Source organism: Pedobacter sp. CFBP9032, from assembly GCF_034045265.1.
Lineage (GTDB): Bacteria > Bacteroidota > Bacteroidia > Sphingobacteriales > Sphingobacteriaceae > Pedobacter.
Genome location: NZ_JAXCWE010000002.1, coordinates 283,830 through 305,253, shown reverse-complemented (window position 1 = coordinate 305,253; position 21,424 = coordinate 283,830). Strand labels below are relative to the sequence as shown.

21 protein-coding genes are annotated in these 21,424 nt (G+C 38.2%); 14 read left to right on the top strand and 7 right to left on the bottom strand.

Annotation, left to right across the window (positions count from 1 at the left end; all coding sequences use genetic code 11):
- Window positions 1–93 precede the first annotated feature (93 nt).
- Complete coding sequence (locus SOM16_RS05100; RefSeq protein WP_320462912.1) at window positions 94–600, top strand: hypothetical protein; 507 nt, start codon at window positions 94–96, stop codon at window positions 598–600.
- Here SOM16_RS05100 and SOM16_RS05095 read toward each other — a convergent pair.
- Together SOM16_RS05095 and SOM16_RS05090 are read right to left on the bottom strand one after the other, a co-directional pair.
- Window positions 597–2,720, bottom strand: a complete 2,124-nt coding sequence (locus SOM16_RS05095; protein ID WP_320462911.1) for an HRDC domain-containing protein — start codon at window positions 2,718–2,720, stop codon at window positions 597–599. The two genes, SOM16_RS05100 and SOM16_RS05095, sit on opposite strands and share 4 nt — an antisense overlap.
- 135 nt (window positions 2,721–2,855) lie before the next feature.
- The gene (locus tag SOM16_RS05090; protein ID WP_320462910.1) at window positions 2,856–3,251 is read right to left on the bottom strand and encodes a helix-turn-helix transcriptional regulator; all 396 of its coding nucleotides are present in this window, start codon (window positions 3,249–3,251) and stop codon (window positions 2,856–2,858) included.
- Between the two features lie 287 nt (window positions 3,252–3,538).
- On the opposite strand from SOM16_RS05090, the gene SOM16_RS05085 reads away from it, so the two are divergent.
- The 6 genes from SOM16_RS05085 (at window position 3,539) to glgX (ending at window position 9,727) form a co-directional block, all read left to right on the top strand.
- The gene (locus SOM16_RS05085; RefSeq protein ID WP_320462909.1) at window positions 3,539–3,853 is read left to right on the top strand and encodes a hypothetical protein; all 315 of its coding nucleotides are present in this window, start codon (window positions 3,539–3,541) and stop codon (window positions 3,851–3,853) included.
- Between the two features lie 11 nt (window positions 3,854–3,864).
- Window positions 3,865–4,608, top strand: a complete 744-nt coding sequence (locus tag SOM16_RS05080; RefSeq protein ID WP_320462908.1) for a competence protein CoiA — start codon at window positions 3,865–3,867, stop codon at window positions 4,606–4,608.
- Window positions 4,609–4,721: 113 nt separating this feature from the next.
- Entirely contained in the window at window positions 4,722–5,561 is an 840-nt protein-coding gene (locus tag SOM16_RS05075) for an aldo/keto reductase (protein WP_320462907.1), read from the top strand.
- A 174-nt stretch (window positions 5,562–5,735) separates the two neighbouring features.
- Window positions 5,736–6,188 carry a VOC family protein gene (locus tag SOM16_RS05070; RefSeq protein ID WP_320462906.1) on the top strand — a complete coding sequence of 151 codons (453 nt, stop codon included), beginning with the start codon at window positions 5,736–5,738 and terminating at the stop codon, window positions 6,186–6,188.
- Window positions 6,189–6,244: 56 nt separating this feature from the next.
- On the top strand, window positions 6,245–7,393 hold the full coding sequence (locus SOM16_RS05065; RefSeq protein WP_320462905.1) for a serine hydrolase domain-containing protein: 1,149 nt from the start codon (window positions 6,245–6,247) through the stop codon (window positions 7,391–7,393).
- 204 nt (window positions 7,394–7,597) lie between these two features.
- Entirely contained in the window at window positions 7,598–9,727 is a 2,130-nt protein-coding gene (glgX, locus tag SOM16_RS05060) for a glycogen debranching protein GlgX (protein ID WP_320462904.1), read from the top strand.
- A 50-nt stretch (window positions 9,728–9,777) separates the two neighbouring features.
- Here glgX and SOM16_RS05055 read toward each other — a convergent pair whose 3' ends face one another.
- Together SOM16_RS05055 and SOM16_RS05050 are read right to left on the bottom strand one after the other, a co-directional pair.
- The gene (locus SOM16_RS05055) at window positions 9,778–9,969 is read right to left on the bottom strand and encodes a hypothetical protein (protein ID WP_320462903.1); all 192 of its coding nucleotides are present in this window, start codon (window positions 9,967–9,969) and stop codon (window positions 9,778–9,780) included.
- Window positions 9,970–9,987: 18 nt separating this feature from the next.
- Complete coding sequence (locus SOM16_RS05050; protein WP_320462902.1) at window positions 9,988–10,209, bottom strand: DUF3606 domain-containing protein; 222 nt, start codon at window positions 10,207–10,209, stop codon at window positions 9,988–9,990.
- Window positions 10,210–10,631: 422 nt separating this feature from the next.
- Here SOM16_RS05050 and ligD point away from each other — a divergent pair, with 422 nt between their 5' ends.
- The 7 genes from ligD (at window position 10,632) to SOM16_RS05015 (ending at window position 18,123) form a co-directional block, all read left to right on the top strand.
- Window positions 10,632–13,331: a DNA ligase D gene (gene ligD / locus SOM16_RS05045; RefSeq protein ID WP_320462901.1), complete on the top strand. Its 2,700-nt coding sequence runs from the start codon at window positions 10,632–10,634 to the stop codon at window positions 13,329–13,331.
- A 47-nt stretch (window positions 13,332–13,378) separates the two neighbouring features.
- Entirely contained in the window at window positions 13,379–13,675 is a 297-nt protein-coding gene (locus SOM16_RS05040; protein ID WP_320462900.1) for a Dabb family protein, read from the top strand.
- A gap of 167 nt (window positions 13,676–13,842) precedes the next feature.
- Window positions 13,843–14,163 (top strand): hypothetical protein, encoded by a 321-nt coding sequence (locus SOM16_RS05035; protein WP_320462899.1) that lies wholly within the window; start codon window positions 13,843–13,845, stop codon window positions 14,161–14,163.
- A 95-nt stretch (window positions 14,164–14,258) separates the two neighbouring features.
- Window positions 14,259–14,456 (top strand): hypothetical protein, encoded by a 198-nt coding sequence (locus SOM16_RS05030; protein WP_320462898.1) that lies wholly within the window; start codon window positions 14,259–14,261, stop codon window positions 14,454–14,456.
- Window positions 14,457–14,571: 115 nt separating this feature from the next.
- The gene (locus SOM16_RS05025) at window positions 14,572–15,732 is read left to right on the top strand and encodes a DUF3095 domain-containing protein (RefSeq protein ID WP_320462897.1); all 1,161 of its coding nucleotides are present in this window, start codon (window positions 14,572–14,574) and stop codon (window positions 15,730–15,732) included.
- A gap of 79 nt (window positions 15,733–15,811) precedes the next feature.
- On the top strand, window positions 15,812–17,185 hold the full coding sequence (locus SOM16_RS05020; protein WP_320462896.1) for an NAD-dependent succinate-semialdehyde dehydrogenase: 1,374 nt from the start codon (window positions 15,812–15,814) through the stop codon (window positions 17,183–17,185).
- A gap of 8 nt (window positions 17,186–17,193) precedes the next feature.
- The gene (locus tag SOM16_RS05015) at window positions 17,194–18,123 is read left to right on the top strand and encodes an NADP-dependent oxidoreductase (RefSeq protein ID WP_320462895.1); all 930 of its coding nucleotides are present in this window, start codon (window positions 17,194–17,196) and stop codon (window positions 18,121–18,123) included.
- Window positions 18,124–18,522: 399 nt separating this feature from the next.
- Here SOM16_RS05015 and SOM16_RS05010 read toward each other — a convergent pair whose 3' ends face one another.
- The 3 genes from SOM16_RS05010 to mgrA all read right to left on the bottom strand — a co-directional run bounded on the left by SOM16_RS05010 (window position 18,523) and on the right by mgrA (window position 21,328).
- The gene (locus SOM16_RS05010) at window positions 18,523–18,945 is read right to left on the bottom strand and encodes a hypothetical protein (RefSeq protein WP_320462894.1); all 423 of its coding nucleotides are present in this window, start codon (window positions 18,943–18,945) and stop codon (window positions 18,523–18,525) included.
- Window positions 18,946–18,971: 26 nt separating this feature from the next.
- Window positions 18,972–19,895, bottom strand: coding sequence for a cation diffusion facilitator family transporter (locus tag SOM16_RS05005; RefSeq protein WP_320462893.1), 924 nt, complete (start codon window positions 19,893–19,895; stop codon window positions 18,972–18,974).
- A gap of 443 nt (window positions 19,896–20,338) precedes the next feature.
- Window positions 20,339–21,328, bottom strand: coding sequence for an L-glyceraldehyde 3-phosphate reductase (gene mgrA / locus SOM16_RS05000; protein WP_320462892.1), 990 nt, complete (start codon window positions 21,326–21,328; stop codon window positions 20,339–20,341).
- Window positions 21,329–21,424: the final 96 nt, after the last annotated feature.

Sequence of the window (21,424 nt, the reverse complement as noted above, 5' to 3'; positions counted from 1 at the left end):
GTTTGGGTATACATTACGTTATTATTTACAGATAAAACTTTTTGATTAGATATATTTTTGCTTTATTGCCAGATATTATCAACGTTCCACTAAATGAAGAATCCCTCCATCAGTTTAACTCCTGCTAAATGTGAGCTTTTGGATAATATCCTGAATGAATTTGATGAAGAAGTTTACATCAAATCAGATCGTGTGCTTAAAATATTCAGAGGTAACGGCAGCCTGGCTTCCGATTATTTGGATTTTTTAGTACAGATGAATTTAGTAATTCTGGTTGGTCAGGTTGACGGAATTCCCCTGCCTGCAATGGTAGGGAAACAGGCCGGTGTGGATATGTTTATTAGTGAAGGTGGCTTTAAGCGCCGTTACGCACTTAAGAAATTAGAAGAAGATACCGGAAAAAGTATTTTTGATCTCCAGAATGAAAACCTCGATCTTAAAGAAAAAACGCTAAAGCAAGATCAATTACTTAAAAGTTTGGAAGAAAGCATCACACAGCAAGGCAAGAATATTTTAAATATCTGGTTAATCAGAACGTTATGTTTTTTTGCGGGCATTTTAATTACCTACGCCTATTTTAAATTATTTGGTAATTTTTAAAAAAGGGTGCTTGCACCAAGAAACTCATTTACGATCTTCAAAATTTCTTTTCCCAAATCTACAGCATTTCCAATTCCAACGCCCTTTACAGCAGCTAATTGATCGGCTGATCTCGGTGGCTTTGCAGCAATATTTAGCAGCGCAACGTCAGATAAAATGGTATGTGCCGGAACATTACGCGCTTCGCTTACTTTCTTTCTCCAGGCCACCAGGCTTTGATATAGTTTTTGGTTAACTATTTCTTTCGGAAGCACGGTTTTTATTACGCTTGTTTTTTTAGGTCGCTGATCAAATTTATTGGTAGCGGCAAGGTAAGTTTTCGTATACTCTTCAAGAGAAAAAGGACTCCAGCTAAATTTAAAAAGTGAAAATTTAACATTTAAGGCGTTGGCACAATTGCTTAACGTTGCCAGAATCTTTTCTGATTGTTCATCAATGTAAATATTCAGGCCTGCAAATTTTCCAATCTCATTAATGATACTTTCTAACTTTGGAATGAAATATTTAGAAGCCTTTGCTAATCGCTCCAGAAAGATCTCATCACCATCCAGGTTTGTATTCTTATCAATTTTAGCAAGTTCCTGATCTTTAAATTTCCTGGCAATTCTAATAGTGTCTTTTTCTAAAAGCTCGGCAACTGCAGTCTGTAGGTTGTTCAGCGCTGCATTTTCATCATTTGCCCTAAACTTTGATACTTTTAAAATCTTCCAGTAGGCCTCAATTGCATTGAAATTAAATAAATCGTCGACTAAATTCCAGGCATATTGTTTTTGAAAAGTGACCAGGTCATCCGTAACTGGTTTTTTGCTCACTGCATCTGCGGTAAAGGCAATAATGCGTTTATCCGTCATGATGTTTTCCATTTTAACCGGAGATTTCAGCAGCAAACCCTCCAAACTTTTGCATCGGCTTAAGGCCACGTAAGCCTGGCCATGTGTAAAGGAAGAACTAATATCTACAATCGCTTTTTCAAAAGTTAACCCCTGACTTTTATGAATGGTAATTGCCCAGGCAAGTTTGAACGGATACTGAGCAAAAGTACCTGTATTGGTTTCGTTAATTTTATTTTCTTCCTGATCCAGCGCATATTTAACGTTTTGCCATTCTTCGCGTTCTACTTCAAAAGCCTCACTATCATCTAAAAATTGTACCCGAACACTGTCATTCTCAAGCCCAACCACTTTTGCCGCTTTTCCATTATAATAGAGTTTTTTTCCTGATGAATCGTTTTTAATAAACATTACCTGTGCACCAACTTTTAAGTGGAGCACTTCATCTACCGGGTAAGCATCCTTTGGAAAATCACCAGTAATCTTTGCATGAAAAGCGTGGGTTTTTCCGGCTAGTTTTTCAAGGCATTCGGTATTAATCTGGCCAACGAGATTGTTATGTGTAGTTAATGTAATATAATCTTCCTTCCAGGCATCAGCAAGGGTAGGATCATAATGTGCATTTAATTGATCAAGAAGGGCAGGAGTAAGTGTGTTTTCTCTGATCCTGTTCAGGATATCCAGAAATAAGGGATCAGATTGACGGTAAACTTTTTCGAGTTCGAAGGTTACAAGAGAGATTTGTTTCAGAATCAGGCTATCGAAAAAATAGGGACTTAGATAATAGTCTTTTAAAATATGCCAGGCATCGTGCGCAATTGGAGAAAGCTGGTAAAGATCGCCAATCATCAATACTTGAACACCGCCGAAAGGCAGATTAGATGCTTTTACATTTCGAAGTGTCTGATCGATAAAATCAAGCATGTCTGCCCGCACCATACTAATTTCATCAATAACGAGTAGCTCAAGGCATTTCAGTAATTTAATTTTATCTTCAGAATATTTTAAATCTTTAGCTGGCTCTCCAAGCTGCTGAATTGGAATAATCGGCCCAAAGGGCATTTGGAAAAAAGAATGAATGGTTACCCCACCAGCGTTAATTGCAGCTACAGCAGTAGGTGCCACAACAGCGAAGTTTTTAGCAGTAGTTTCTTTGATTTTACGCAGCAGCGTAGTTTTACCTGTGCCAGCCTTACCTGTTAAAAAGATGGGCTGATTGGTGAACTTTATAAAATCGAGGATGAGTTGGTTATCTTGATTCGAATTTTCGGAATGGTTACTGGTATGCATCTTTACTTACTGATCTTCTTAAAAAAGCCTTCGCTTAGCTTTTACAAAGATGCATAGAATTGGGCTGAACCGCGTGCTGTTTAGTGGAGATGTTATTCACAATATGGAAGAAATAGCTGCTTCAGACATCTATTTCTAATCTTTGTTTTTCAATAGCTCAAGTTTTTCTCTTTCACTCGCCAGCAATCTTTCATATAACTCTACCAGCTTATCAATTGGATTGAATGTACAATGCAAGTTAGTTGATGAAAAAAAGGCACCTGTCCCGCTATGATCATTGAACGTATTAAAATAATTCACGATCCCTTCTTCGCTAAAACTTTTTATGCCTTCAACCGAGATTCCCAATACACCAGCGATTTTTTCTAATGTTGAATCTTCTACTTCCTCACTTTGCTCAATTTTGGAGATTGACTGCTGGCTTACACCAAGTTCTGCTGCAAGGTAATCTTGCTTTATTCCCTTGATCTCCCGAATACGGCTAATTTTTCTTCCAATATGCATTTTATGAGGTTTTGTAGGTGTTTCCATAAATCAAATGTAATAAATTCTGAGAATAGTACTATACTAATGTCCGGCTTATTAAGGTTTAACGAACTTCTGCTTGCTCAGCAAATAGCCATCTATTGAAAAACAAATTCGGTATCTTGCTGATGCACAGCAAGGTTTTTCAAAATGACATTTAACTAAAAAAAATAACACCAAATATTTTTGTTTGCTAATTATTTTAGTATAAATTTGTTTGTCTCAGATGGAGATTATATTGATTATTTAGTGAAGAAAGCAGGTTTTCTGTTTTTTGAAGAATAGGGAATAATATGACGGTTACAGTTTTAGCGATATTAGAAACAGATTTTCGACCAGATCTTTCACTGGGCAAAATTATGAATGAGCGACTTCGGGTAGCAGCAGATGATTTACGCGACATTCATTTACAAGCGCTGGAAACTGTCGGTCAACGAAGTGATGATTTAGTAGTTTACATTAGCTACAATCCTAAATATAAAATCAGGTGGCGTATTGTTAACGATGTACCAGAAGAAATTGAACATTTTGTTGGTCGCGTTTGTGGAGATTTAGGTTACATTCAATGGAAAACTGCGGTAATGAACGTTTTTAAAGGAAACGCATAACTAATTTTAGAATGCAGTATGCATTATTAGACGGAGTTAAAACAGAAGCATTAAAAGGAACCCAGGGGACCTGCATTGGCTGCGGTAAAAAAGTAATTGCAAAATGTGGTTCCATAAAAATTCATCACTGGGCACACGATGTTACTGCCAAATGTGATTCCTGGTGGGAAAACGAAACCGTCTGGCATCGTGAATGGAAGGAGAAATTTCCTGCTAATTTTCGGGAGGTTAACTTTTTTGATCAAAAGCTTCAGGAAAACCACCGTGCAGATATCCACACGGCAGCAGGCATTACCATCGAGGTTCAAAATTCTTCCATTACCTTAAAAGAACTTCAGGCGCGTGAGGCCTTCTATCCTAAGTTGATATGGATCGTTAATGGCTTAAAATTTAAAGGCTTTAAACTATTAAAAGCACTTCCGCAACCAAATCATCCGGCATTAGAAAATTATGAGTTTCGAAATTCGGAACATCTTTCGATGATTCGAAAGACAGATGCGCTCCATCAAAACCCAAATGCTGAAGTGCTTAACTTCTACCATCGTGATTTAAACACCATTCCCATTACCTCAGAATTTTACGCCTTTAGCTGGCGAAACCCTCACTTGGCATGGCTTAATGCAGTTTGTCCGGTTTTTATAGATTTAGGTGGCCATTTTCTGTATCGCCTGCGTACGCGCTATCAGGTTTCCGAAAATTATCGCTACCTCCAGCTAATTTCAAAGAAGTCATTTTTAGCAAAATATGCGATATAGTATTATCTGCTGTTGTATTTGTATCCTAATTATCATAATTTTTTCTTAAACAAACCATCATGAACAGTCATCGTTTATGAGGTAAAGAATATTTTATTTCAAAAAAGAAAGCAATGGCAAATACAAATTTAACATTCAAAATTGGCGATATCGAGATTAACCGTTTAAGCTATGGTGCAATGCAACTAACAGGGCATGGCGTTTTTGGCGAGGTAGATGATAGGGAAAATGCTAAAAAAGTTTTACAAACGGCTGTAGAAAACGGAGTGAACTTCATCGACACGGCAGAAGCCTATGGACCAAAGTTTAACGAATCTCTGATTGCAGAAGCATTACATCCTTACCGCGAAGGATTATTCATTGCCACAAAGGGCGGTTTCGATAGAACAGGCCCAAATAAATGGGTGCCTAACGGTAGTCCTGAAAAAATACGCGCAGATATTGAAGGTAGCTTACAAAGGCTTAAAGTAGAACAGATTGATTTATGGCAATTGCATAGAATCGATCCGAACGTAGATGTAGAAAAAACACTTGAACCAGTGATAGCGGCCGTTAAAGCTGGCAAAATAAAACAGGTTGGTTTATCTGAAGTAAGTGTTGAACAAATAAAAGAAGTGCAAAAAATATTACCAATTGCATCGGTACAGAATATGTATAACCTGGTAGATCGCAAGTGGGAAGATGTGCTTGATTTTACAGCCGAACAAGGGCTAGCATTTATTCCATGGTTTCCGTTAGCTTCCGGACCAGCCAAACTGGAAGAAAAAATTAAATCTATTGCGGCAGCACACAAAGCAACAACTGCGCAAATTGCATTGGCCTGGTTGCTTAAAAGATCTCCAAACATTTTACTCATCCCAGGTACAAAATCTGTTAATCACTTGGAAGAAAACTTAAAAGCAGCAACAGTAGAATTATCAGATCAGGAGTTTGAAACGCTATCACAGCAATAATAGTTTAGCTAAATTTTGCTATCCAAAGCCTGAAAAATGCATTGCATTTTTCAGGCTTTTTGATATCAGTACTTGTTTGGTTAAGGTGTAGCCGATTATGTAACTTTGTAAGTCAGGTAACTAAAAAATGAAAACTTTTCGATAAAATTGATCTTTAAAATCTGATCTTTAGTTATGAGAAAAATAATCATCACCTCACTTTTTCTGTTTTCATTCCTTTTCTTTCAAAAATCTATGGCACAGCAAACACCAGCCGTTTTAAATCATATTGCTGTTTATGTTACCGATCTGAGTAAATCGACCACATTTTATGGAGGTGTTTTCAGTTTTAAAGAAATTCCTGAACCCTTTAAAGATGGAAAGCATACCTGGTTTTCTTTAGGCAATGCAGGCGCCTTACACTTAATTCAAGGTGCAAAAGGCGCTCAAAAATTTGATAAAAACGATCACCTTTGTTTCAGTGTTCCATCCATTGAAACATTTATTACAAACCTAAATAGTAAAAATATTCCGTTTGAAGATTGGGCTGGCAAAGCAGGGGCGGTTACGGTAAGGGTTGATGGCGTAAAACAAATTTATTTTCAGGATCCGGATGGACACTGGCTGGAAACCAATGATATGAAATAGTTTCTCGAATGGTTACCCAAAAAAATCCTCATTTTTGTTGTCCTCACCACCCTGATATGAATTACCTCAACTCCTTTAAAAGTTTAACCTTTCTTATTTTAGTTCTCCTCAATTCTAGCATCGTAAAAGCGCAATATGAAGCTGCCGAAGCCGATCTTAACAAAGTGATGAACCAATTTAGTGCCGTTGGCGTTTCGGTTGCGGTAGTAAAGGAAGGGAAAATTGTTTATACTCATTCCTTCGGATTAAAGAATCTGGAAAATCAAACGCCTTTAACAGACTCAGATATTTTTCGCATTGCGTCTATTTCAAAATCTTTTTCGGCCACGTCTATCATGCAGCTGGTTGAATCTGGCAAATTATCCTTAGACGATGATTTTGGAGATTTAGTAGGTTTCAAAATCAGAAATCCGAAATTTCCCGATCAGAAAATCACCTTAAAAATGGCGCTTTCACATACTTCCAGCCTGAACGATAGTCAGGGATACCTCAATCTGGATTTGATTAATCCTGCTAAAAATCCCGATTATGCAAAGTGTTACAATGATTATGCACCTGGTAAAGGCTATCAATACTGTAATTTGAATTTCAACCTTATCGGAACAATCATCGAGAAAAAATCTGGCGAGCGTTTTGATCGATATTTAGAACAACATATCTTAAAGCCGCTTGGCCTATATGGTGGCTACCATGTCGATGCTTTAGATAGTACCCGGTTTGTGAAACTTTATGAATACCATGCGGATACGAAAACGTTTACCCCATCACCAGCCGCTTACGCACCACGCCGCGAAGAAATCAAAAATTATGTAATGGGTTATAGCACCCCAATTTTTTCGCCAACCGGCGGGATGAAAATTTCTGCAACAGATTTAGCCAAATACATGATGATGCATATGAACTATGGGACAGGAAATGGTCTCAAAATCATCTCTAAAAAGCACGCTAAACTCATGCAAACTAAAATTACAGAGGAAGAAGAATATGGTTTAGCACTTCGGCAATCTGCTACTTTGGTTCCGGGCGTAAAGCTCGTTGGACACACCGGCTCTGCTTATGGTCTTTATAGTACTATGTTTTTTAATCCAAAAGAAAAATTTGGTTTCATTATTATCACCAATGGAATAAATGCCACTTATACAGGAGATTTTCCTGATTTTACCAGGGCGGCAATAAATACTTTGTATCAGCATTTCATCAGGTAGATCGCCGTGCAGGAGTGTCTCAGTACCTTTTTATCATTCAAAACAGACCAATCAAAATCAACCGCCAGGTTGCGAATTCATTTTTATTAAAACTTTTAGGCACTTACTTTACTTTTAAATAAGTTAATCTTGGATGTGTGTTTTAAAATCTTAGGATCCATTGATCAGCAAAAACAATATACATACCAAACTAAATTTAATATAATGCCCGAACTTTTACAATTTCCAGGAGAAGCTTATCCATTAGGTGCCACGTGGGATGGTGAAGGAGTTAATTTCGCACTATTTGCAGCAAATGCCACAGCAGTTGAACTCTGTTTTTATGATAGTGAACATGCAGAGACAGAAACGCACAAAATAACGATTTTAGAAAGATCTCATGAAATCTGGCATGCCTATATTCCAGATATTAAACCAGGACAGCTTTATGGCTATCGCGTTCATGGACCCTATGAACCGGAAAACGGATGTAGATTTAATGCGAATAAAGTATTGCTCGATCCTTATGCAAAAGCAATTGCAGGCAATATCAGGTGGGATAATGCGCTGTTTGGATACCAGCTTGGTGATCCGCTCATGGATCTGAGTTTTAGCGAAAGTGATAATGCCGCCTTTATTCCAAAATCAGTAGTGATTAATCCGGCTTATGATTGGACAGATGATATTCATCCTAAAACTGATTATCATGAAACCGTGATCTACGAAATGCACGTGAAAGGTTTTACCAAAACCCATCCGGATATTCCTGAAAATATTCGCGGTACTTACGCAGGGCTGGCACATCCGGTTGCCATAGATTATTTAAAGAAATTAGGTGTAACCGCAGTAGAGCTGATGCCAGTGCATCAATTTATTTCTGATCATCACCTGCAAGAAAAAGGACTTACCAATTATTGGGGGTATAATACCATAGGCTTTTTTGCGCCTGATTCTCGTTACGCTTCTTCCGATTTACGTGGCGGACAAGTAAATGAGTTTAAGGATATGGTTAAGGCATTGCATGCGGAAGGGATTGAAGTAATTCTGGATGTGGTTTATAACCATACAGGCGAAGGAAATGAGTTTGGCCCAACTTTGTCTTTTAAGGGAATTGATAATAGTGCCTACTATCGGTTGGAAGAAAATAAAAGATACTATACCGATTACACTGGTACCGGGAACACCTTAAATTCAATGCTTCCAAATGTACTTCGTTTTATGATGGATAGTTTGCGGTATTGGATTCAGGAAATGCATATAGATGGATTCCGCTTTGACCTGGCCTCTACACTGGCCCGTGAGCTGCATGAAGTGAATCGATTAAGTGCTTTCTTTGATATTATTCACCAGGATCCGGTAATTTCTCAGGTAAAGCTGATTGCAGAACCGTGGGATGTTGGTGATGGTGGCTATCAGGTGGGCAAATTTCCGGCAGGCTGGGCAGAATGGAATGGAATGTACCGCGATGTAATGCGCGATTACTGGCGTGGAAACCCTAATATGCTCGGCGAATTTGCACAACGCTTTTTAGGGAGCCCGGATTTATACCAGGAAGATTACCGCAGACCTACGGCGAGTATTAATTTCATTACCGCCCATGATGGCTTTTCTCTTCATGATTTAGTTTCCTACAATGAAAAGCACAATGAGGCAAATCTGGATGATAATACGGATGGTGAAGACCATAACAGATCGTGGAATTGTGGAGCAGAAGGTGAGACTGATGATCCGGGGGTACTTAGTCTTCGCCAGCAGCAAAAAAGAAATTTTCTTGCTACGCTATTTTTATCGCAAGGTATTCCGATGTTGGTTTCTGGTGATGAAATGGGTAAAACACAACATGGAAATAACAATACTTATTGCCAGGATAACGAATTGTCATGGTTGGACTGGAATGCTGTAGATAACTCGCTATTGTATTTTACGCAACAGTTGATCGAGCTTCGCTTACATCACCCAAGTTTGAGAAGACGAAAATGGTTTAATGGACAGGAAGTTGGTGATGATGGCGTAAAAGATATTGCCTGGTTTACGCCTGATGGTAACCCGATGAAAGGCTATAACTGGGAAAGCGATTTTGCCCGCTCCATAGGTATTTATTTCCATGGGGAAGGTATACAAAGTAAAGGCCCAATGGGTGAGGATATTTTGGATAATCACTTTTTCATTATTTTCAATGCACATTACGAGGGCTTGAATTATAAGTTGCCCAAAGAAGATTATGCCAAAAAATGGAGAAAGGTACTGGATACGGCAAGTGGAGAAATTTCAAAAAATGATTTATCCCTGCACGAGGCATCAGAAACACTGGTTGTTGAAGGAAGATCGATATTGGTACTGAAATCAGAAGAATAAAATCAGATCAAAAAAAAACAGGTTTTTCTAAAACCTGTTTTTTTTTGCAATTAAAGCAAATTTGCTAATCCGTTTTTTGGATACGAATAAGTTAATGTTCTAATTATCGCTTTTGGATGCGTAATGGCATCGGCCGTAGTTTTGTTATTAAAAGTTCCACCCTGAACAGGCAAATCAATTAACTGGTCTTTACTGGCAATTTTAATGGTCTCATTTTCACCGATCATGTTATTCTCTTTCACAGATTATGATTTATTTATTTAAGCATTTAAAAAGCGTTGGTAAGTACTGGCTGTCTTAATTTTTTCCATTCTCAAGTAGTCCTTCAATTTCGAAAACTCCATACTTTGAACGGCTTTAACAGTCGATTTTAATTTTTCGCAACTTACACCAAGGCGCGTAGCCCAGTAATTGCGATCTTGCTCATCAGAAATATCGATTAACTCTTTGCGAGCTGTGGTCGAAATGTTTTGAATTTCCATAGGTCTATAATTTGGTTAATTGATAAATAGGAAACACCAGATTATTACTTTTGGTTTTGAAGGTTGTTTGATTTTATTTTAATTTTTATCAAAAACTGTCTGAACATTGGTTTTTGCTTTATTTATGTATTTCAAATGACTATTTTACCCTAATTCCCGCTGAATTTGTCAATTATTGGTGAGTAATATTTGTATTACATATAGATATTACTATTTTAAACCAGCAGAATACTGAGGTTCCAAACTTTAGTGTTAAGGAAAGAGATTATTTCATGCATAACAGCCAGGTAAGGCTCGTTAAAACCTTTTGCATTCCTAAAATGTTTTATTCATGCTTTTGCAGCACAACCAATGATAAATCCATAACCTGTAGTGGAATAAAAATTTGTGTAGCAGCCTTAAAACTTTCTGAAAAATAAACCATGAGCCTAAAAAAATACGAAGAGAAACGAGACTTTTCTAAAACTGCTGAGCCAAAAGCTGGGAAGAGTAAGGAAAAGAATAAATTACAATTTGTTATCCAAAAGCATGATGCAACGCGTTTACATTATGATTTCAGGCTGGAAATGGATGGGGTATTAAAGAGCTGGGCGGTGCCGAAAGGACCTTCAACTGATCCGAAAAATAAACGTCTGGCTATGATGGTTGAAGATCACCCATTTGATTATAAAGATTTCGAAGGCATCATTCCTAAAGGCGAATACGGGGGGGGCACTGTGATCGTTTGGGATGAAGGTACTTATGAACCGATAGAAGAAATTAAGGGTAAAAAAGCACAGGAAAAACACCTGCTGAAGCAACTCGCAGAAGGCTCCATAAAAATTAAACTCCATGGCGAAAAACTTAAGGGCGAATTCGCTTTGGTGAAAACAAAAGGTATGGGCGAAAATGGTTGGCTTTTAATAAAGCATAAAGACGATTTTGCCACTGCTAAAGACATTACCAAACAAGATAAATCCGTGCTTTCCGGTAAAACCATCAGTGCGATGGAAAAAAATGCCGAAAAAGTATGGAAGGATGGAGAAGAACAAAAGATTATAGATTCAAAAAAAATTGGAGCAAAAGAACCTGTTGCAAATGAAGCAGTAATAGGGGAACAGGAGGACGTAGATGTAAAAAGTATCCTGCAAAAAGCATCAAAATCTACAATTCCCACAGCCATTAAACCCATGTTGGCTACTTTGGTCGACGAACCATTTGATGATGATGCCTGGCAATACGAAGTAAAATGGGATGGTTACCGGGCATTAGCATTTATAAATAAGGGAAATGTAGATCTACTTTCCAGGAACAATAAGTCTTTTAACGACAAATTTTATCCTATTTACGATTTACTATCAGAATGGAAAATCAATGCAGTACTGGATGGCGAAATTCTTGTTTTAAATGATAAAGGTATTTCGCAGTTTGGAGCTTTACAGAATTGGAGAAGTGAGGCTGACGGTGAACTCGTTTTCTATGTTTTTGATTTGTTGTGGTATGATGGGAAAAATATGATGGAACTGCCGCTCTATCAACGCCAGGCTATTTTGAATGAAATTTTGCCAAGTGATGATGATCGTGTTCGGCTGGGAAAAGTTTTTAAAACCAGCGGAATCGATTTCTTCGCGGCGGCAGAAAAGATGGGACTGGAAGGAATTATCGCAAAAAAAATAAATAGTACTTATGTACCTGATCGAAGATCAAAAGATTGGCTAAAGATTAAAATAAGTAAGCGCCAGGAAGTGGTTATTGCGGGTTTTACTAAAAATGAAGATACCTCAAAAGCGTTTAGTTCGCTTTTGCTTGGCGTATATGAAAAAGGAAAATTGCAATACGTCGGTAAGGTTGGAACAGGTTTTTCTGATCAGTTGCAAAAAACGATGATCAAGCAATTTGAATCTTTAATTATCAGCAAAAGTCCTTTTGATGAACTTCCTGATGTAAATAAGCCCTCACGGTTTAGGCCAAATCCGCCAAAGGCAAAGGCTACATGGTTAAAGCCAGAGTTAGTTTGCGAAGTTGCATTTACAGAGGTTACGGAAGACGGGGTTTTCAGGCATCCTTCTTTTAAAGGCATGCGTGAAGATAAAAAAGCGAAAGATGTGATTCGGGAAGAAGAAATTGCAATTGAAGAAGTGGTAGCGCAAAAAGAACCTGAAAACCAGAAACATAGTGCGGCTATTAAAGCACCAAAACATAGTGAACGGAAAACCTTACTCAATCCTAAAGAACAAACCCAGGTACGTAAGGTAAAAGGGCATGAGCTTAAGTTTACCAATCTCAGTAAAATTTACTGGCCGGAAGATAAAGTAACCAAGCGGGATATGTTTAACTTCTATTATCAGATAGCAGATTACATTTTACCCTATCTTAAAGACCGGCCGCAATCTTTAAACCGTTTTCCAGGCGGCATCCATGGGAAAAGTTTTTACCAGAAAGATGTAAAAGGTAAAGCGCCAGATTGGGCGAAAACTTTTCCTTATGAAAATGGTGATGGTGAAAAAAAGGAATACCTGGTGGGGACAGATGAATCTTCTTTACTCTGGATGGCGAGTTTGGGATGTATTGAAATGAATCCCTGGTTCAGCAGGATTCAAAGTCCAGATCATCCTGATTACTGTGTGATTGACCTTGATCCCGACAAAAATACTTTCGATCAGGTAGTGGAAGCGGCATTGGAAACGAAAAAAATCCTTGATGCTATCGATGTACCATCATATTGTAAAACATCCGGTTCTACCGGCATGCACATTTACATTCCATTAAATGCAAAATATAGCTACGATCAAAGCCAGATGTTTGCCAAACTGGTAGTGAGTTTGGTTCATAAACAAATCCCGGAATATACCTCGCTGGAGAGAATGATCTCGGCCAGGAAAGGGAAAATGTACCTGGATTTTTTACAAAACAGGCCAGGAGCAACAATTGCTGGTCCGTATTCGCTCCGACCAAAAATTGGCGCCACAGTTTCCATGCCTTTACATTGGGATGAAGTGAAAAAAGGACTGAAGATGAAAGATTTCAATATTTTCAATGCAATGGATCGTTTAAAAGTAGAGGGCGACTTGTTTAAAGGCGTTTTAGGTAAGGGGATTGATTTAAAAATGGCGGTGAATAAGGCGAAAAGTATTTTTGGATAGTCTGAAATCACCTGGTGCTTTCTTATATTTGAAAAAAATATATAGACATGATCGCACACCACGTTTTATTCTGGCTTAAAGCCGATACCACTGAAGAGCAAAAAGTAGCTTTCCGTAAAAGTTTAGAAACCCTTGAGCAAATTGAAGTTGTAAAAACTTTTCATCTTGGAACACCAGCACCGATTGAGCGTGCAGTGGTAGATATTACCTACACCTTTAGTCTGCTTTTACTTTTCGAAGATTTGGAAGGCCACGATGTTTATCAGGTTCACCCACTACATAAAGCCTTCTTAGATGAATTTAAAATTTATTTTGAAAAGGTAATTATTTATGATGCCAACTAAACAAAGATAATAGATACAATGCCGGATAGCTTCCGGCATTTTTTTTTACGCGGAATTCACCTTTAATAGATAGATCTGGTAAAGGCACGGAAAATATTTTAAATATTATTTGGAATTATTCTAAATAATATGCTATTTGCTTTCATAAAAAGTCAAATAGATCAGCCATGTGTAATACTAACATACTCGCTCAAAGTCAAAAGATTATTATTTCTCAATGTAAAAACTGCAAAGTATTAAACATTTGGCGCGCAGGGGTTTTAATGAATTTTTCGTTCGAGCAGTTTGATGCTTTTCATGCGGCAACTAAAAAACTGCACTTTGATGATTATGCGGAACGCCATCCCAATGGAGAGGAGGTAGTAATCTTGTCTACGCCGTTTCCTGATATGAGCCTGGTTTTTACGCGGGATGAATGGCAGGAATTTTTTGTTAAAATAGACGAGGCGCTATACATGAAGCGGGTATATGAACTTGTTCATTTTTAAATCTTCATCATTTTCTACTACTCATATATTAGTATTTCCAGTTTACTAAAATCCAGTCACTTTTGCATTTCGTATATTTTTCCTAAAGCGCAATCATGGAAAAACTTACTACACTAATTAAAAGGTCATCTACCAATCTTGTTTTACTGGAAAAAATTAAGGTTGGAGATTTTGTAGAGGATGAATTTGGAAAATCAGGACGGGTATCTGATATCGAAAAAATTCGTTATACCAAAGAATCACATTATTACTTTTACCTCGGAAAATCAGGAACAATACTCATAATCATTTAAAGGCAAACAATTTCTACTCGAAATGGTCATTTAAGTAAGACTAAGTGGTAAGAAAATGTGTTAATTCACTTACTTATACACCGGTCATGCGTATATTGTAGCTGAATTATTTTCTATGCCTTTAAATCAGGATCATTTTTATTCCAACTTAACCATTAGCAAACTTAATTTAAGTAGGTTACTGCTTAAGCAAAACCTCTTCTCTGCTGTTCCGGATGATTGGTTTGTAATTATTACGGATATAAAAAGTTCTACCAGCGCTGTTGATTCTGGCTTGCATGAAGATGTAAACCTGGTTGCTACTGGCAGTATTGTAACCGTACTTAACATTGCATTTAAAGCCGGGATTTTGATTCCATTTTTCTTTGGCGGTGATGGCGCTACCTTCATCGTTCCATCTAGTATTGTAGATGGCGCTATGAAAGCGCTGTTGAAATACCGGGCCAATTCCTTAACTAATTTTAATCTGGAATTACGCACAGGAATTGTATCCGTTAAAGAAATTTATGATCATGGCTGTTTACTTAAAATCAGCAGATTTAACAGCGGCGAAACATTTTCCATTCCAATTGTTCTGGGCGATGGATTAGACTACGCTGAAAAGTTAATTAAAGGAGATGATTATTTGCTTTCCGGACATGATAGTACTGAAGAGGAGATTGACCTCACCGGAATGCAATGCCGGTGGGATAAAATTCAACCGCCAGAAAATAGTGAGGAAGTGGTTACACTTATCGCTATTGCGAGAGATAGTAAAAAACAGGCTGAAGTTTTTAGTAAAATCATTCAGCATCTCGACCAGATTTACGGATCAGCAGAGATACGGAAGCCGATATCTATTCCTAAATTAATTTTCCGAACCAGTTTTAACAATCTCGGCAAAGAGATGCGGCATCGTTTAGGAAAAATAAAAACCTTCGAACTCATTAAAAACTGGTTAATAAATCTTTATGCCTTGATCTACTTCCGAACGGAGAGCGGAAAAAAATACCTACAGCAGTTAGTTGAAATGTCTGATACACTGGTAATGGATGGTCGGATCAATACTGTTATCACCGGAACGGAAAAGCAACGTCTGGCTTTACAAGCCGCGCTTAATCACCTGGAAACCAATGGAGAGATTTTTTACGGAATTTATGTAAGTCGTGAATCTGTGATGTCTTGCTATGTTCGGGATTTTGAAGATGAACACATTCATTTTGTTGATGGTGCCGATGGTGGTTATACTAAAGCAGCAGGTGTTTTGAAACAAAAATTGAAAGCCATGCCAGTTTAGGCTATTCTATTTTTGTAATTTAAGATTCATGAAATAAAATTTTGGAACACAAAGTTTTATGCTGATGTGTTCTTTAAACATGATTATTTCATCTATCAATCCGGTTAACGGATCCATTATCAAAGAATACAAAGAAGACACGACAGAAATAGTAAAACAAAAGATTGATCAGGTCCACCAATCCTGGCTAATCTATAGAACCACAGATTTTGAATACCGGGCAGCGTTTCTTAAAAAGATAGCTGAACTATTAAACGAACGTAAAGAAGAGCTTGCCAGGATCATGGCACTAGAAATGGGCAAACCGATAAAGGCTGGTCTTGCAGAAGTGCAGAAATGTGCATCGGTTTGTGATTACTATGCTATTAATGGTGCAGATTTCCTTGCAGACCAGTTAGTAGAAACGGTGGCCAGTAAGAGTTATGTAAGTTTTCAACCAATTGGTGTAGTCCTCGCTATTATGCCCTGGAACTTCCCCTTTTGGCAGGTATTTAGATTTCTCGCTCCTGCTTTAATGGCTGGTAACTGCGGTGTGTTAAAACATTCATCGGGTGTAACCGGATGTGCACTCGCAATTGAAAAAATTGTCGAAGATTCAGGTTTCCATTCAGGTGTTTTCAAAACGCTGGTCGTTCGAAGCAAAGCTATTAATCAGGTCATCGAACACCCTTTAATAAAAGCGGTAACACTCACCGGAAGTACAGTAGCGGGGCAAAAAGTTGCCGAACAAGCCGGGCGTTTAATCAAGAAAGCCGTGTTAGAACTCGGTGGCAGCGATCCCTATCTTATTCTGGCAGATGCCAATCTGGAGAAGTCTGCGCAGATATGTGCAGATGCACGCTTAATTAACAACGGGCAAAGCTGTATAGCGGCTAAGCGTTTTATCGTGGTGAAAGAAGTTGAAGAAAAATTCACAAGTTATTTAAAAGCAGCAATGGCGGCCAAAATAACAGGTGATCCGCTTGCAAACGATACTGAACTTGGACCGATGGCCCGGGTAGAACTTCGCGATGAATTGCATCAGCAAGTGTTGAAAACAATTGCCCAGGGAGCGAATTGCATTTTAGGAGGAGAAATTCCAGCAACCGATGGCAATCATGCTTATTATCAGCCCACTATTTTAACAGGTGTTAAGAAAGGAATGCTGGCTTATGAGGAAGAAATTTTCGGTCCGGTGGCCACTATAATTACAGCGACTGATGTAGCAGATGCGGTGAGAATTGCCAACGATACCCATTTCGGCTTAGGCGCAGCCGTTTTTACACAAGATTTAGCCCTGGCAGAAGATCTTGCACGAAATCAATTAGACGCAGGCTCTTGTTTTGTGAATGAAGGGGTGAAATCTGATCCCGCATTGCCATTTGGTGGCATTAATCAATCTGGATATGGCCGCGAACTCGGCAGTTTTGGTATCCATGAATTTGTAAATATTAAAACCGTTTATATAAAATAATCTTGCCTATGAAAGCGATAAGAATCCACGAATATGGTGGCCCTGAAGTATTATTTATTGATGAAGTACCTGTGCCGGAACCAGGGAAAGATGAAGTTCTGGTTAGGGTACATGCCACCAGTGTAAACCCTGTAGACTGGAAGATAAGAGAAGGCCTGCGTAAAGAAAAATTTCCATCTAAATTACCATTAACCATAGGCTGGGATGTTTCTGGAGTGGTAGAGCAGGTTGGGGAAAAAGTAAGTAATTTTAGAAAGGGAGATGAAGTATATGGCCGTCCGGATCCTACCAAAAATGGTGCTTATGCAGAATACATTGTTGTAAAAGCCAGTTTACTTAGCGTTAAACCCCTGGGCATTGGCCATACAGAGGCTGCCGCAGTTCCATTGGCTGGTTTAACTGCCTGGCAGGGGCTATTTGATCACGGTTTGTTAAAGGAAGGACAAAAGGTATTGATTCATGCTGCCGCTGGTGGCGTTGGAAGCTATGCCGTTCAGTTCGCTAAAAGTAAAGGTGCCTATGTAATTGGAACGGCATCTGATCAGAATATTGAGTTCCTGAAACGTTTAGGTGCAGATGAAGTAATCGATTACAATATGGAAAGTTTCGAAATGCGCTTAAACGATATTGATCTGGTATTGGATACGATTGGTGGAGATACACAGCTGAAATCAATCGAGGTATTGAAACCAGGCGGAAGGTTAATTACTACACTGGCTGCAGAATTTACGACAGAAGCGAAAGCTAAAAATGTTCATTTAATTGCTTATGTAGTGCAATCCATTCCGGCACAGTTGGCGGAGATAGCAAAGATGATCGATGCTGGCAAAGTAAAGCCGATTATTGATCAGGTTTTGCCTTTTACAGATGCAAGAAAGGCCCACATGAGTATTGAAGGAGGGCATACCCGGGGTAAAATTGTACTTCAGGTAATTTAATCCCCGCCTAAAAGGATTGTGGAGGTCAATGAGAATCTAAAGTGGCATCAAAAAACCTATTATGCTCTGGGATAGGGAAGATGTGCCATTAAAAAATTAAGGATTATTGGCAATTGCATAAAACAAAATAGCAAAAGCGGCCCTCAAGGCTGCTTTTGCTATTTTGTAACCAGAATAAAGGAAAATAAAAATATTTGTAGCCAGTAGGGAACGAAATTGTAAATTACTACCAGGCTGATGGCAGATTGATCGAAATGATCACTAAAATGACTTCATCCATCACTTTCTCAAATTCAAATGTATTTAAATAAGCGAATAGGACAAGGTAGCAAGATCGTTTAGATCATAGCGTGATCCGCACTGTGGCAAAATTGAATTAAATAAGATACAGGTTAAAATTTACTTATAACAATCGTACTGAATAAATAGCTTGAGGATTGAATTTTTATAAAGTAAATTTACCTCAGGAGAATAGAAAGTTTCATCAACATTTAGTGGATAGCTGTTTTCTTTTACAAACTGAACGATTTTATTATTTATCCCTTCAAAAAAAATCCACAAATCTTCAAAATCTTTTTCCAGGTTCTCGGTTTCAAATTCAAAGGTTGTTTTCCCTATATATTCGACGAGCAAATGACTAGATTTAGGATCTTTAAGCTTTTTCTGCCAATGTTTATAATAAATGCCCGTTCTTAGACCAGTCTTTGAGATTGCGCCGGAAGTACCACTAAAATATCCTAAATTATTATCTCCTATATTTTGCAAACCTTTTTCATCAAAATTGTAGTAAGTTACGTTATGAATAATGTTCTTTATGATCATAATGGTTTAAAAATGAGGTAAAAAATTTAAACCATTACATTGTTTTTTAAATTAACAGATTGAGGCTGAATGATCACAAATTTAATGATCGGATATTCAGCCTTGATTTCTTTTCTTAACCGATCTATTGCATCAGTTAAGTCTTCTGTATCCAATTCAGGCTGAAAAGTTAATATCAATACCAATAATACTTCTCTTGGCGATTGATAAGTAGATAGAATGCTCTTTACCTCAATTACATCAGGATCATTTTCTGACAAAACTTTCAGCTTCTGTTGCGTTTCAGGACTCAGTCCTTCACCCATTAATAAACTTCTGCTTTCTCGTGCTAAAATAAAGGAGACAAAAATCAATAAAATTCCTACCAGTACAGAAGCCAGTCCATCTAAAAACGGCAGGTTTAAATTATGACTTAACACCATCAGCACAAAAACAATAATTAATCCCATTACGGCCGCACCATCTTCAAAAAGCACCAGAAAGCCAGAAGGATCTTTACTTTTTACAATAGCTTTCCACCAGGTTAAACCGTTCCTGGTTTTATTAAATTCTTTAATGGCCACCCATAACGAAGCACCTTCAAACACAAACGACAAAGCCAGAACGGCATAGTTCCAGCCAGGGTCTACCAGTTCTTCGGGATGGCGCATGTGCGTAATACCTTGTGAAACAGAAAGTACGCCGCCAAGACCGAATATCATAATGGAAACGATGAAAGACCAGAAATAAAGTTCTTTTCCATAACCAAACGGGCGATATTGATCAGCCGGTTTGGTACTTCGCTTTAAGCCGTAAAGAAGCAATAATTGGTTGCTGGTGTCAACTGTGGAGTGAATTCCCTCTGCAATCATAGAGGAGCTGTTGGTAAATGCTCCAGCAATAAATTTGGTAACGGCAATAAGTAAATTAGCTGCAAGTGCGCTATAGATAGATTTGTTGGCTTTGGCCATAAGAAATAATGGATATTAATATACCTTAAACCAAATGCAACACCTTTAGTTTGCCTGTTTTTATCCGTATGAAAAAAAAGGAAGCTCTTTAATGCTTACCTAGGTTTGTAAATGATGGAAGAGGATCAAGTCCTAATCCGTCTATCGGCACCTTTCCTGGCAAAGAGAAAGGGTGTAATACAAAATCATTTTTCGTACCCTGCAATTGGTATCAACCATTTCAACCCCTGTTATCCGGCATAGGAGATGAGGGAAGGAGAAGCAGTCGCAATTTTGCAACCACTTTCAAATACTGCAAACTCAAGGTAGCGCGAACGGCTCTTAAAACAAAATCTTTATTAAAACAAATCGGGCCCTTACACTACCGCCCTTTAAGTTTCAACAAGCTAATCCGATTAATATAAATAAATAATCAGGATTCAGCCTCATGGTATGATGAATACTTAAGCTAAAATCAGATCAATATTTTTGAGCTCTTCTTCACTGAAAGAAGTATGATCTAAAGCCAATATGGCATCAGTAATCTGCTCTGGTTTGCTAGCACCAATCAATACGGTAGTGATGCGATGATCTTTCAAAATCCAGGAAAGAGCCATGTGTGATAACTTTTGTCCACGGAGTTTGGCAACGTCATTTAACCGGGTAATCACCTCAATTTTTTCTGGTGTGATGCTACTTTCTTTTAAAAAGACGCCACTGGTTGCCACGCGTGAATCTGCCGGGATACCATGTAAATATTTGTCTGTTAACAAACCCTGGGCAAGCGGGGAGAAGGGAATGCAACCTACACCATTGTTTTCCAGCACATCAAGCAAGCCACCTTCTACCCAACGCTCAAACATCGAATATTTTGGTTGATGAATCAAACATGGCGTTCCGTTTTCTTTTAAGATCTGAATGGCTTTTTCAGCTTCTTCTTCTTTATAATTAGAAATGCCAACGTAAAGTGCTTTTCCTTGCTGTACCATCAAACTCAGGGTATCCATAGTTTCTTGTAATGGCGTTTCCGGATCCGGGCGATGGTGGTAAAAAATATCCACGTAGTCCAGTTTCAGTCGTTTTAAACTTTGATCAAGGCTGGAAACCAGGTATTTTTTAGATCCCCAATCGCCATAAGGACCATCCCACATGGTGTAGCCAGCTTTGGTCGAAATGATCAGCTCATCCCGGTATCCCTGAAAGTCTTCTCTTAATATTCTGCCGAAAACTTCCTCAGCAGAACCTGGAGGCGGGCCATAATTATTCGCCAGATCGAAATGGGTTATGCCGGCATTAAAAGCGGTATAGATGAGGTTTTTACTGTTCTCGTAATCATTCACATGCCCGAAATTATGCCAAAGGCCAAGCGAGATTGCCGGTAATTTTAAGCCACTGTTTCCACAGCGGTTATAAGTCATTTTTTGATATCGGTCTGGGGAAATATGATTGTTCATTTTGGTTAGGTTTGATCTGCAAAATAAGGCACATTTTAATAAAATGCAAACCGCTAAATACCAAATTTATGGATAACGGTCTGCAAAATAATATCT

Bases quoted from the DNA above. Each gene is read 5' to 3' on its own strand.
- SOM16_RS05100 (WP_320462912.1), top strand. From the start codon at position 94: ATGAAGAATCCCTCCATCAGTTTAACTCCTGCTAAATGTGAGCTTTTG.
- SOM16_RS05095 (WP_320462911.1), bottom strand. From the start codon at position 2,720: ATGCATACCAGTAACCATTCCGAAAATTCGAATCAAGATAACCAACTC.
- SOM16_RS05090 (WP_320462910.1), bottom strand. From the start codon at position 3,251: ATGGAAACACCTACAAAACCTCATAAAATGCATATTGGAAGAAAAATT.
- SOM16_RS05085 (WP_320462909.1), top strand. From the start codon at position 3,539: ATGACGGTTACAGTTTTAGCGATATTAGAAACAGATTTTCGACCAGAT.
- SOM16_RS05080 (WP_320462908.1), top strand. From the start codon at position 3,865: ATGCAGTATGCATTATTAGACGGAGTTAAAACAGAAGCATTAAAAGGA.
- SOM16_RS05075 (WP_320462907.1), top strand. From the start codon at position 4,722: ATGGCAAATACAAATTTAACATTCAAAATTGGCGATATCGAGATTAAC.
- SOM16_RS05070 (WP_320462906.1), top strand. From the start codon at position 5,736: ATGAGAAAAATAATCATCACCTCACTTTTTCTGTTTTCATTCCTTTTC.
- SOM16_RS05065 (WP_320462905.1), top strand. From the start codon at position 6,245: ATGAATTACCTCAACTCCTTTAAAAGTTTAACCTTTCTTATTTTAGTT.
- glgX (WP_320462904.1), top strand. From the start codon at position 7,598: ATGCCCGAACTTTTACAATTTCCAGGAGAAGCTTATCCATTAGGTGCC.
- SOM16_RS05050 (WP_320462902.1), bottom strand. From the start codon at position 10,209: ATGGAAATTCAAAACATTTCGACCACAGCTCGCAAAGAGTTAATCGAT.
- ligD (WP_320462901.1), top strand. From the start codon at position 10,632: ATGAGCCTAAAAAAATACGAAGAGAAACGAGACTTTTCTAAAACTGCT.
- SOM16_RS05040 (WP_320462900.1), top strand. From the start codon at position 13,379: ATGATCGCACACCACGTTTTATTCTGGCTTAAAGCCGATACCACTGAA.
- SOM16_RS05035 (WP_320462899.1), top strand. From the start codon at position 13,843: ATGTGTAATACTAACATACTCGCTCAAAGTCAAAAGATTATTATTTCT.
- SOM16_RS05030 (WP_320462898.1), top strand. From the start codon at position 14,259: ATGGAAAAACTTACTACACTAATTAAAAGGTCATCTACCAATCTTGTT.
- SOM16_RS05025 (WP_320462897.1), top strand. From the start codon at position 14,572: ATGCCTTTAAATCAGGATCATTTTTATTCCAACTTAACCATTAGCAAA.
- SOM16_RS05020 (WP_320462896.1), top strand. From the start codon at position 15,812: ATGATTATTTCATCTATCAATCCGGTTAACGGATCCATTATCAAAGAA.
- SOM16_RS05015 (WP_320462895.1), top strand. From the start codon at position 17,194: ATGAAAGCGATAAGAATCCACGAATATGGTGGCCCTGAAGTATTATTT.
- SOM16_RS05010 (WP_320462894.1), bottom strand. From the start codon at position 18,945: ATGATCATAAAGAACATTATTCATAACGTAACTTACTACAATTTTGAT.
- SOM16_RS05005 (WP_320462893.1), bottom strand. From the start codon at position 19,895: ATGGCCAAAGCCAACAAATCTATCTATAGCGCACTTGCAGCTAATTTA.
- mgrA (WP_320462892.1), bottom strand. From the start codon at position 21,328: ATGAACAATCATATTTCCCCAGACCGATATCAAAAAATGACTTATAAC.